At 57.0% G+C, this 12,257-nt stretch carries 7 protein-coding genes and 2 pseudogenes; 8 read left to right on the top strand and 1 reads right to left on the bottom strand.

The features are described 5' to 3' along the window. Window positions 1–635 precede the first annotated feature (635 nt). From PH547_RS31820 to PH547_RS31790, 8 genes and pseudogenes are all read left to right on the top strand, one after another. Window positions 636–911, top strand: coding sequence for a hypothetical protein (locus tag PH547_RS31820; RefSeq protein ID WP_004120034.1), 276 nt, complete (start codon window positions 636–638; stop codon window positions 909–911). 529 nt (window positions 912–1,440) lie between these two features. Beyond that, window positions 1,441–1,639 (top strand): annotated as a pseudogene (locus PH547_RS31815) (aldehyde dehydrogenase family protein); the annotation flags it as partial. A 66-nt stretch (window positions 1,640–1,705) separates the two neighbouring features. After that, window positions 1,706–1,816 (top strand): annotated as a pseudogene (locus PH547_RS33900) (transposase); the annotation flags it as partial. 531 nt (window positions 1,817–2,347) lie between these two features. After that, window positions 2,348–3,604 (top strand): glycosyltransferase, encoded by a 1,257-nt coding sequence (locus tag PH547_RS31810; protein ID WP_004120036.1) that lies wholly within the window; start codon window positions 2,348–2,350, stop codon window positions 3,602–3,604. A gap of 317 nt (window positions 3,605–3,921) precedes the next feature. Continuing rightward, a complete protein-coding gene (locus PH547_RS31805) occupies window positions 3,922–4,782 on the top strand; it encodes an alpha/beta fold hydrolase (protein ID WP_004120039.1) in 861 nt (286 codons plus the stop codon). An 835-nt stretch (window positions 4,783–5,617) separates the two neighbouring features. Further along, a complete protein-coding gene (locus PH547_RS31800) occupies window positions 5,618–7,807 on the top strand; it encodes a prolyl oligopeptidase family serine peptidase (RefSeq protein ID WP_004120041.1) in 2,190 nt (729 codons plus the stop codon). A 309-nt stretch (window positions 7,808–8,116) separates the two neighbouring features. Further along, window positions 8,117–8,521 carry a DoxX family protein gene (locus tag PH547_RS31795; RefSeq protein WP_004120043.1) on the top strand — a complete coding sequence of 135 codons (405 nt, stop codon included), beginning with the start codon at window positions 8,117–8,119 and terminating at the stop codon, window positions 8,519–8,521. Between the two features lie 583 nt (window positions 8,522–9,104). Then, window positions 9,105–10,145 carry a helix-turn-helix transcriptional regulator gene (locus PH547_RS31790; protein ID WP_065091956.1) on the top strand — a complete coding sequence of 347 codons (1,041 nt, stop codon included), beginning with the start codon at window positions 9,105–9,107 and terminating at the stop codon, window positions 10,143–10,145. A 1,069-nt stretch (window positions 10,146–11,214) separates the two neighbouring features. On the opposite strand, the gene PH547_RS31785 is transcribed toward PH547_RS31790, so the two are convergent. Then, window positions 11,215–12,252 (bottom strand): IS110 family RNA-guided transposase, encoded by a 1,038-nt coding sequence (locus tag PH547_RS31785; RefSeq protein ID WP_004119987.1) that lies wholly within the window; start codon window positions 12,250–12,252, stop codon window positions 11,215–11,217. Between the last annotated feature and the right edge of the window lie 5 nt (window positions 12,253–12,257).

The following is a 12,257-nucleotide window of genomic DNA, read 5'->3' as shown; positions in this document are numbered from 1 at the left end:
TCAAGCATCCGGATTGCCTGCAACAGGCGTGGTTTGCTGGAAACCACTCCGATGTCGGCGGCAACGATCAGGAAAATGAAACCCGCTCTCCGACATCTCGCCGGGTCGGATGGGCATGCGACGCGGAAGCCGCAGGGTCGGGTCGCCGAGCTTGGGAACCTACCTGCCTTGGTAGTTCGCGCACGCGAAATGCGACTGGTATATTCCATATCGTGCATACGCTCCAACTAGCGACATGCTACCCGACTTTGCCCTGTCGAAGTAGGTAGTCGCGGGAAAAGCCGGACGATCTGCAAGCGCGTTCGGTTTTTTCTTTGTTAGGTTCTTCCCTCAAATAATGCGGTGAATGGACTATCAGCGGGCGCGTTGCTATCTGCTACATGCGAACGAAATAGAAAGGGAGACCCGACACACGGGTCAGAGTTCCGGGTATCACCCTTCAAGTTGAAGGAAATTGGATTGTTTGCGCCGTCGCGGAAGGCGATGAATGGAACTCTTCTCGCTTTGCCATGAATCTTACATCCTCTCTAGTTGAGATATTTCTAAAGTATCATCCTTGCCGATTGTCGTTCGAGGCGTGACAGGAGAGAGCGAATCTGCTTCTTCCTAATCAAAGCATTTTGGAAGACGCCAATATGGATGAAGCAGAAAACGACCTGCGTTTGATCGCCGTTATGCGGCGCTACTTCGCTGTTAGGGACGAGCTGGCAGGTTTGAAGTCCGCGCTTGAGGACAAGCGAAAAGCGGCGGGAATCGCGGTCGGCGAATTTTATCACGTGCGCGCCGACAACCAGCATGCAAAGGATGTAAGTCGCACCGTCGCGCTGAGACGGGAGCTGGAGTTTCTGATGAGCCTTGCCGAAGGCTGGTCCCGGGGAGACATCATTCATCTCGCCCCATCAGCCGAATGATCTGGCAAGCGCCGATGCTGCGGCGTGTCCTGTCGGGTTAGGAACGACCCCTCGCCGGGTCGCTCCTCCCTAAGACCGTACGCGCAGTTTCCCCGCATACGGCTCAAGCCTCCACTAGGCCCTGTTTGACCAGAGCCGCCAGTTCCTGTTTATCGGCAGAGTGGGCGGTTCCATCAGGCCGATCCGTAGTTTCCGAGGGCAGACCACGCCTGCGGCGAAGTAGCGGTCCCACATCGGATCAAACGGATTCGCTTCGGCCCGGATTTTGCGGTGGCGACGAATAGGAACGTCGGGTGTATGGATTAACCGCCGGAACGTGATATTTCCGGCAGTATCCTCGACTGCTGCGCGGAATACCCAGTCTCGCCCTCGCTATCGGCCCAGTGATCGGATGCGGCGCCATGTGAGGACTGCGTCTGGACCCGGAGGCGAGATTGATTGCTGGCGGGAAGCGTTAGCGGCTCAACCCGAAAAATAATGGCCATCCGAGTTCGCGAGCTTTCGGAAAGGCGAGTCAAGGAATCCGCCGGGATGGAAAATGGTCTCTGCGCTTGCTGCGGGAAACGCCATCGTCCTTGCACCTTCGGAACTGCGGCCGTTCTCCATACCTCTACATCCCGACATCGCCAAGTGAGATTTACGGAATCGACCGCCGCCGGCGGCGCGATCATGAAACGATCGCATCCACCCAAATCAAACTGATGACGCTCGAGCTCGGAGGCAAGAGTCTTCCGCGGACTTGAAGGTCGCGGCCCGCTTCGTCGCCCGCTTCGGCAGGCGTTGCGAGCGTCGCGGACGTTGCTCGTCGACATGACTTGGTGCCGCAGCGGATTTACACCTGGCGCCGGCAGTTTGCGAAGAGGGCAGAAGTGCCCGGTGACGATTGGGCCAAGCAGCGAGTTTGAGGAACGCCAGAGACATGCCGGCCGCGAATTGTATTCATTCAAACAATCAATTTTACGCAGCGCCCCGAACGCCTTAAAAATTGCAGGACAGATGGAGTCGAACGAAACCTGAGCGGGTAAGTCATTGAGTTCGCTGCCCGCGAGCTGAAGACGACCGGGGAGTCTTCAAGTCCATCCGCAGATGCGTGCGACGGACGTAAGTTCGCAAGACGATATCACCTTTGTCGAGGTCGGCTAAGCAGCTAGACCTTTCCGGCCGATTGTGCCAACTCCCGACCAGGTTGAGCTGTGTGCAATCGGGGAGTCCTTTCGGGTTTACGGCACCTGCTAGAACGTGTGTGACGGCCGCAAGGGAGCATCATCTTTCTAACCGGAAAGTTCCCGCTGAGGGAAGTTTCCGGGGAGTGTGTTGCATCGCCCCGCCTCCGATTGTGACAGCGGCAGAACTCGACACGACGCACCAATTATCGATCACCTATTGCAGCCTCCGATTACGACGAAATTTGGCTTCAAACACGATTGAGGTGAGGCATGTTGTATAACTTCCTGCTTGCGTCCTGGGGGACGTCGGGTAATCTGGGCCCGTTGCTGACTGCAGCTCGACAACTGCAACGGGTTGGCCATAGCGCCCGCATTATGGCTGATCCAGAGATGCGGCGTGAAGTGGCTGCGGCGGGTTTCGACTTCGTCTCCTGGCGGCGTGCCCCGATGGGGATCGACGCGGATCCTGCCTGCTTTTCAGACATGCAGGACTGGTTCCAAAAGGCGGTGTTCGGCCCGGCGCCAGCCTACGCAGCCGACGTCCAGGATGAGATCGGCCGCATACCGACGGATGCTGTCATTGCCATCGATATGTTGTTTGGTGCCGTGTTGGGCGCCGAAGCCGCTGGCGTGCCGATCGCAATGTTGTCACCCCATGTGAGCCTTCGCCCTTTGCCAGGAATTCCGCCGGCCGCCAGCGGATTGGCGCAGCCGCAGACGCCAGAAGAGCGGATCGCGATCGCGGCGGCGAACGAAAATTGGGCTTGCTTCCTGGACCAATTCCTTTCGCTTCTAAACGAGGCGCGTGCCGGCCTCGGCCTGTCCGGTTTGGCCAGGACGGTGGATTTATTTGAGTGTGCCGATCGGTACTTGCTGGCGATCAGCCGGACCTTCGATTTTGAGGCCGACCTTCTACCGGACAACGTTCGTTATGTTGGGCCACTGCTGGAGCAGCCAAATTGGTCAAGGAGCTGGAAGGCGCCTTGGCCTGTGGACGCCAATCGACCTCGTGTGCTCGTCGCCTGCAGCTCCGGCGCTCAGGGTCAAGACGACTTGGTTCAACGGATCATTTGCGCATTGGGTACGCTGGACGTGCACGCGGTGGCGACCATCGGACCTCATGTTGACGCGGGGAAGCTGGTCGCCCCCGCGAACGTGCATCTGTTGCACGGCGCTCCGCATGACACAGTGATGAAGGAAGTCTGCCTTTTGATAACGCAGGGCGGCCACGGCACCGTCAGCCGGGGGCTGATAAACGGTCTACCGCAACTGGTGCTCCCCAACGGGCGCGACCAGGGGGATAATGCTGCACGAGTTGTGTCGAAGGGAGCTGGTCTTCGACTACCCCCGAGTGCTAGCGAAGCCGAGATCGCCCATGCCGTCAGTGGCCTGTTACAGGAGCCGCGCTATCGCGATGCGGCGCGCCGCTTGGGCGATGGCATCAAAGCTGAAATCGCCGCCTCCGGTCTCATTGACGAATTGGAGGCTATGGTGGCAAATAAATCCATTGTTGGATCGGCGACCTGATGCGGGCGGCTTGATCGTGCATTCGGATTGTTCGATTTTATCGTCGGTGCGCTCAGGCATTTCCTCCATGGGGATTTAGGCACCGATATCTTTCCTTCGATGCTTGCCTACCGGGCAAGTCGATCTTCGTCTCCGGCTTGGTGCCGCTCACAGTTCATCATGTTCAAGTGCTGCCCCATTTGCCACGGGCATTCTCAACTGGATCAGTTTGCAATCGGCAAGCCATTGCTCTCGCGGTCTGAGTGCCGCGGGTCGTTCCCCTCTATGACACAAACACTCTACCCTTTGCTGGCGAGCCCAAAAAAGAGCCGAACCCCATGAATGTAGCCGAATCGAGCCCCGTCCTGATGAACCGCGCCGGGGTGTGCCTTGCGCACTTCGAAGCAATATCGGCTTCGCCCCTAAGTCCGCCGCTCGTCCTGATTCACGGCTGGACCGGCGATCACAGGATATTCACGCCGCAGATCGAATATTTTGCTAAAAGTCGGCACGTCATGGCGGTAAACCTCCGCGGTCACGGAGACAGCGACGCGCCGAAGCAGGAGTACACGATCGAGGATTTTGCTGACGACGTAGCGTGGCAATGCAGCGAGCGGAACCTGGTGAAACCGCTGATCATCGGCCACAGCATGGGTGGATCGGTCGCACTCGAGCTGTGCGGCCGCCATCCTGAGCTGGCCTCTGGTGTGGTGATGATCGATTCTATTGTCACGCCCCGGTGGGCGCTTCGCGACAGCCCCGAAATTGATCAGTTCCTGGATGCAATTTCGAGCTCAAACTATCGGGAGGTTTTGCGAAAAAACGCGTGGTCCATGGCCCTCGACTACGACGACCCTTCCAGGCGCGAGAGCATCCACAACACCTATATCCGCGCCTCGTGCGAGAAGACACCGCAGCATGTGGCGTATTCTGCAATGCGCAATTTCATCCTCAACTATGATGCGTCTCCTGCGGCAACGCGTTGCAAGGTCCCGATGGCCTACATCGCTGCCGATGTGCCGCTGGTGAGCGCTGCATGTGATCTCGACTGGCTAAAGGTTCGCTGCTCCCAACTCGTTTTGGCCAAGACGCTGTTGGCTGGCCATTTCAATACCATCGAGGTGGCTGACCAGGTAAATGCGATGCTCGACCGCTTCTTAGCAGTCGGCCTTAGGCCGCGCCCCACCACCCGGATGTAACGGATGTGCCTAATAGACTGGTTTGCGATGCTATGCCGACCGAGGCCAGCCGAATTCGTGTAGGGTCCGCTGTCGCGACCGACATGAAATCTGGCGGGGAGTGTAAAGGCGTTCTCAAGGCAAGCGGCGCTTGATCGTCGTTAATGTAACCGTGGTGCGGATTGCCCGGCACGACCTGTCATGCCATGAAAGTTTCGCCTCGTTGCTCGCCAAGCGGGCATTAGACCTGATCTGTGTTTCGATGACGCGCTCTATACCGCGGGTCGAACGGCCGGTTACAACAGCCGCACGCGCATCGCCCACAGCCGCACCATCTTCTTGTCATTTGACCGCTAACCATCGCCATCACGGCCGCATTTGCGTATTCGCCTGACCTTTGCGCCTCCTTGCAGGCGTGAATCGTACGCATGTTTCTTGGGAGGCTAGCGAGACGAAAATGGTCGCTCTCCGCTCCGTGACCAAATATGTGGTCGCTCGCCACCATCACCGGGCAGGGCAATCCATTCGTCACGTGATGGCCGACCAAGCACTCCTGAGAGCCTCGGCGAGGCGCACCTTCCCGCCCGTGCACTCAATACCAGGCCTGGTGACCTATGCGCGCCTTCGCCCTTGTGGGGAAATCAGTACGAGGATCGTCTCAGAGCCATATGGAAGTGACAAACCTGGAGCGGTTGCGACATTGCAGTGCGACTTATCCTACAAGGCCTTCATGCTCCCAAGCCTTTGATTCCAGAGGGTCAGTTCAGATGCGCTTGATTGGCACAGCTCTTGCCGAGACGAGAGGCGGAGCGGTTTGTTTCAACCGCTTGGACGTTGGATTTCGGCGAGGTAAATTATGCGCGGTACATTTCTGAATAGATTGGTGTTGGCTATGGTTTTGGCGATGGCATTCACCATGGCGGCTTCTGCCAAGGCGCCGATGACCACTGTTGCCAAGCCGATCGATTCCAACCCTAACAACGCTCCCAACGACGCCGCCGACCCTCGCGCCTATCTGAATGAGATTGACGGCGAAAAGGCGATGGTCTGGGTGAAGGCGCATAACCAATCAACCGTCAACAAACTGTCGAAAGATCCACGCTATGGCGAATATCAGGCTGACATTCTGAAGATCTTGCAAGCCACCGATCGCATTGTTCGGCCCGGCTTCGCGCATGGCAGCACGATCGACAACTTTTGGCAGGACGGCACGCACGTGCAGGGTCTGTGGCGGCGGACGAGCTGGGAAGCCTACAGGTCTGGAAGCCCTCAATGGCGCGTCATTCTCGATGTCGAGGCGCTGTCCAAACTCGAGGATAAGACCTGGGTGCTCAGAAGCGAGAACTGCCTGCCGCCCGTCGACAATCTCTGCCTGCTCAGCCTGTCTGATGGCGGCAAGGATGCAGATGTGGTGCGCGAATTCGACATCGCCAGGGGCCAGTTCGTTAAGGAAGGCTTCGTCCTGCCTGAGGGCAAGCAGTCGGCGACTTGGGTGGACGAGAACACCATCTACGTGACTCGGGAATGGACGCCGGGCGAAGTGACGGATTCCGGCTACGGCTACGTCACCAAGGTGCTGAAGCGGGGCCAGAGCCTCGATCAGGCGGTCGAGATTTTTCGCGGCGACAAGAAAGACGTCTCGTCTCGCCGCAGCGTGATGCGCGACATTGATGGCAAGTATGTGATGGACATCTCCTATCGCGACCTCGACTCGTTCAACACAGAACTAGCCTTCTACCCGAACGGTCACACCGATAACCGCAAGGTCGTTCTGCCATTCCCGACCACAGCTGCTTTAAGTGGCTACTACAAGGGCCAGGCAATCTACAATTTGAAGTCGGACTGGGCCTCGGCCAATGGCACCGTCTTCCACAATGGCGCGCTAATCGCTTTCGATCTCCGCGCGGCGCTCGCCGATCCGGCGCACGTTGAACCACTTGTGCTGTTCATGCCGAACGACCACCAGTCTGTCCAAGGGATTACCCAGACGAAAAATCATCTTGTGCTGTCGATCCAGTCGAATGTCAGCAGCGAGGTACGCAGCTTTGATTTCGGCAAGAATGGCTGGTCGTCCTTTAAATTGGCCCTGCCGGAAAATTCGACTTTGTCCGTGACGTCGAGCGACAATGAGAGCGATCACCTGTTCATCTTCTCGGAAGGTTTCCTCGAACCCTCCACCCTTTTTTACGCGGATGCTGCAAGCGGCAATGTCGAGAAGCTCAAGTCGAGCCCGGAACGCTTCGATGCTGAAGACCTGCAAGTACAGCAGTTCTGGGCGACCTCGGAGGATGGAACGAAAGTTCCCTACTTCCTCGTGGCGCGCAAAGATATTAAGCTCGACGGCACGAACCCCACCATCCTCTATGCTTATGGCGGTTTTGAAATTTCAATGCGTCCCACCTATTTGGCAACACTTGGCAAGTTGTGGTTGGAAAAGGGGGGTGCCTACGCGCTGGCCAATATACGAGGGGGTGGCGAATTCGGACCAAAATGGCACGAGGCCGGTTTGAAAACCCATCGTCAGCGTGTCTATGACGACTTCCAGGCCGTGGCGCAGGACCTGATCGCGAAGAAGGTTACCTCGGCACCGCATCTCGGGATCATGGGTGGTTCGAACGGCGGCCTGCTGATGGGCGTGCAACTGACCGAGCGCCCTGATCTATGGAACGCGGCCGTGATCCAGGTGCCGCTTCTCGACATGGTCAACTTCACCCACATGTCGGCAGGAGCCTCGTGGCAGGGCGAATATGGCAATCCGGACGATCCTGTCGAAGGCGCCTTTCTGCGCTCGATCTCGCCATATCATAACGTAAGGGCGGGTGTGGGTTATCCGGAGCCTTTCTTCGAAACCTCGACCAAAGATGACCGCGTCGGTCCGGCGCACGCGCGCAAAATGGCCGCCCTGTTCGAAGATATGAGTCTGCCCTTCTACTATTACGAAAACATCGAGGGCGGCCACGCCGCTGCCGCCAACCTGCAGGAACGCGCGCGCCTCTACGCGCTCGAATACACCTACATGTCTCAAAAACTCATGGACAATAAGTGAGCATGGATCCTCGCGATTGGAACGGATTTGCAATCCGGTTCGAGTAAAGGATCGGACCGTTGCCGCGTGCGTTTCTTTGGCGGCGGACACGCACGACAAAATCGGGTTGTATCAAGCCCCAATGCTTCTTCCGCGCTCAGAAGACCTATCTGGTCTTACGCAAGATCGCCTTACGTCCCTCGATAATTTCTTGGCACCGTATTTGCGCGAACTGATCAACCCAGGTTCGTTCCTATCGATCCGGCGTCCTGATCCGAATGCCGATCGACCGGAATTAGGACGAGACAACTGGAAAAACTGGAGACTGCTTTGGAGGATGCTTCAAAACACGCGCAGACGGCACTCGCCGTGCTCCGAATCGTTACCGCCCTGCTGCTCATTGAACATGGCGCCATGAAGCTAGCCGGATTCCCCGCGTTCGGCGTTGGCGGAGCAGGGGACGAAGCCAATTTATCCACTCTGATGCTGATTTTTAGCCTTCGGGAGGTGTTCGGCGGCCTGGCTGTGCTGACTGGCCTCCTGACCAGACCGGTTGCATTCCTTTTATCCGGGCAGATGGGCCTCGGCTATTGGACTACCAATTTCTCAGGCAAGAGCGCCTTTCCCGTGCCGAACGGCGGCGATGGTACGCTCCTGTTTTGCTTCATCTTTCTTTATCTGGCCTCTACAGGGCCCGGGGCTTGGAGCTTTGACGCAAAGATGAAGCGAATATGAGAGGGGCTTCGTGACTGCAGCGGGAAGAATCGTACGTCCGGAACCACCATCGTTGAATTCCCCGCTTTGGATCGTATCGGGAAGTCACCGTATGACATCTGGTCAGCAAACATGCTGAAGAGTAAGTGACGACTGACCTAGAGAAGCTCTCCTTCTTTATTCAGAATATACCACGAACTTATTGGGGATCGCGAGCGTCAACCTTTGCGGTTGACAATGCCGATTGCCTGTCGACATAGGTATACAACAACATTAGGTCGACAAGAAGCGGCGTCGAGGTGGAACCCGCCACGGGCGAATGCTAGTAGACGAAACCAAAAACAACCGCTCTCCGAGCGCCGTAATCGGCCAACCCTTCAGTCCACGCCTAAGAGGCGAAGGCGACTGAAGATCCTGAGGCAGATGTCATGCCTGCCAACACTCGGATAAGAGTGGAGAGGAAATAAACCGCCTCGTCACTGGAGGTTTCGGGCGCCGGGCAAGCTATGTTCAATTAAAAAATGGTTGTCGCAAGCTCTATGAAACTCGAGAGACGATCTTGTATGAACCGACAAGATCGATGTCGCTGGCACCTGGAGAACACATGATGGAAAATAGCGCCGATGATGCCGTTTTTCGATATTGCGGCTCAACGTTCGATAGCATGATCGAAACTCTCAGCGAGGTTTTCGGGACATTCGACGCTGAACTCGTAAGTCGCTCCCAAGAGTTCCATTGGGGGATCGATCTTTCGACTTGTGAAGGCGCCGTGTTGATTACCGGTTCCCATCAGGATGGGTTTCAGTTCCGCACGGAATGGTGCTCGGGTGCAACGGAGCATCTATCGATCGTGGTGCCGCGCAGCGGTGGCATGGGGGTTACGTACGGTCGGCGCACCGCCGAGGCAGCACAAGGGAAATTGCTGCTTTACCGGAATTTCGAGCCTGACGGCATCGTGATGCACGGGCAAGCCAATCTAATAGATGAGTTGGTGCTTGATTGGGCCTTATTCCAACGGACAATTTGCGAGACTTTTGACGTGCCTTTCAATGGCTCCCTTGACCTCCTGCCTGAGCTGGATCTGTCAACGCCAGTTGGCCGCACGATCGGCAATCTCGCCGAAACAATCATCGACGGAATGCGCGCTAATGGTCCGCTTTTGCAGTCTCCTATAGCCATGGCACATATTTCGCAGGCGCTCGCCGATGTGGTGATAAGGATGGTGCCTCATCGGCTATTGCATCTGCTGGATAAGAAACCCAGCATGATCGCTCCCAGACATGTTCGACGCGGGATCGAGTTCATGCGGGCCAATATCGACCAGCCGATTACAATGCCGATGGTGGCAGACGCAGCGGAGGTTTCCACCCGAGCGCTCGAAGCTGGTTTTCGTGCTTTTAAGGACATGACACCCGCAGCCTATCTACAAATGCTTCGGTTGCGGGCAGCACGGGAAGACCTGCTAGATCCAGAGAACCGCATGCTTTTGAAAGACATCTGCCTGAAATGGGGGTTCTTTCAGTTCGGGAGGTTTTCCGCAGTTTATAGGGCGCACTATGGAGAAAATCCGTCTGAAACAAGGAGAGGCGCTTGCGGGTTGCATTCTTTTAGCGCCCCGGGACGAAAAAAGATTGGCTGGAAATGACGGACCGATTGTTTTCAAGGCGAAACGATCATGTTGGATTTCAACCGCTACCTTGTCTTCGTCATTCTTGCCATCGGTTCCACAGCGTTGGAACTCCCGTCAGTACGCGATAAAAAAATTAAGCCGCAGACCCGCGAATTGCGGACACACTGTATCGGCACAAAACGAACGTCCGGTGTCCGAACGTTGTTTCGATAAACGCTCGGTTGGGTCTGCACCCAGCGGTCAAATAACCAGGCCGCCGACAGAAAGTGAGTGAGACCTGCCAGGTTGAAGAGCACCAGTGCCCTACGAGGACTGGAATACCGCCGCTTTCAAAAAGACGTGGTCTCCTGTGGCGCAGTTTCTGCCCGCCAACCGCTTGTGCCGGCCGATATCCCCTTACTGTAAGGCGACGGCCAGGGTGGCAGCAGTCAAGAAGCATGACTCCGGCGGCTTGCCGATTACTGCGGCGGCTCGTGGATTGGCGATAGCCATTTGCGAAACGAATTGGTCTTATCCAAACAATCGATTTTCAATCGCCGCCGACATCGCATACGGCAATTACGTCGTTCCAATTCGTCGGAGCAATTCTAATGTACGTTCTCGATTTAGAGGAGATGGCCCAGTTCTTCGTGAAATCGTTCACGCTGGTTGCGATATTTGCTACGACATGCGTCGTACTCGAGGTGATCTTTCCGGCTTATCGATATAGCTTTGCCTCGTACGTTCGCGGCGCGCGGAATTGGGTTATTCGCATTGGATGCGGTGCTGTAATCTGGCACTTGTATGCTCTGGGTTTGCAATTGTTAGGGATTAAACCGCTCCTTCTGTAACGGGCTGTCCCGAGTCAATCCCTTTTGAGCTTAATCCCTCGCCGAGTGCTTGCTTCTGTCCGCAGTCGACGCCGGGGTCGCTGCTTTATGGGGTCTGCTGAGGACCGGCTGGCCAATCTAAGGACGCGCAGTCACCTCAGTGCTGCTTGCGGTTCATCGGCCTATCCGCTCCATCGTCCCGGCGAAGGGACCTTGCTCCGGTGGGCTGATGGTGGTGCCCGCCCGAAACCTTGTCTTGTTGTCTCGCTTCCTGCTCAGGCGGTCATGGCTGACGCCGCCTTGTGGGGAATGAAGTTGGTTTTATCCCTGAGCATGTGGTGCAACACCACCGCCAGCTTACGGGCCAGCGCAACACGCGCCTTTCTGGGTCCCGCACGTCTTGCAACCGCCAGCGCCCAGCTTTTGAGATCCGAACCCTTCACGGGGCGCGTCAGGATGACATTGGCCGCCTCGTAGAGCGCGGTTCGTACGCCCGCATCACCGATCTTCGAGATGCGGCCGCTATAATCGGTTTCGCCCGATTGATACTTCTTGGGCGTCAATCCGAAATGCGGCCCCACCGCTCGTGATGATCGGAAGCGCTCAGGCGCGTCAACAGCCGACACGAATGTCAGCGCCACCAGCACGCCAACGCCGGGCGTCGTCATCAGCCGACGTGCATTATCGTCCTGACGGGCCATGACACGCAGCTTTCGTTCAAAACCTGCAAATTCGTCCATAAGCGCGTCGCGCACCTTCAACAGTGAAACGGTGATCGCCTCCAAGGTCGGATGACCTTCAATCAGCTCGCGGATCCGTGCCGCATAGGTGCGCCGCGTGGTCGGCCCTACCTTGAGGCCGAAACCGCGCAGAATGCCCCGGAGGCTCATCTCGATGTCGTGAAGTTTTCCCTGGATGAGCTTGCGTGCGGTCAGCAGCGCTCGCACCTCCTGGGCCGGAAGAGATTTGCAGTGGACCGGCCTGAACCAGCCAAGCCGCATTAACTGCGCAATACCCCGCGCGTCCTTCTTGTCGGTCTTCACGGGCATCGTCTTGAAGGCCGCCCGCACGTGGCGCGTCTCGATCAGTTCGACCGCCAGATCCGCCTTCGCCATTTCCGCGTAAAGCCATTGCGACAAGGGGCCAGCCTCAAGACCAATTCGTTCCATCGCCGCGCCCTGCTCGCCAAACCAGGCGATCAGCGCATCGGGTTCACTGTGGACCTTTGCCTCGCGCACGATGCGGCCATCCGCATCCACCACGCACACACTCGAGTATTCCAACGAGACATCGATTCCGGCATACTGCTTCATGGTCG

It is taken from the genome of Rhizobium cerradonense, from assembly GCF_030182455.1.
GTDB lineage: Bacteria > Pseudomonadota > Alphaproteobacteria > Rhizobiales > Rhizobiaceae > Rhizobium.
This window is presented reverse-complemented; position numbering and strand designations above follow the sequence as displayed.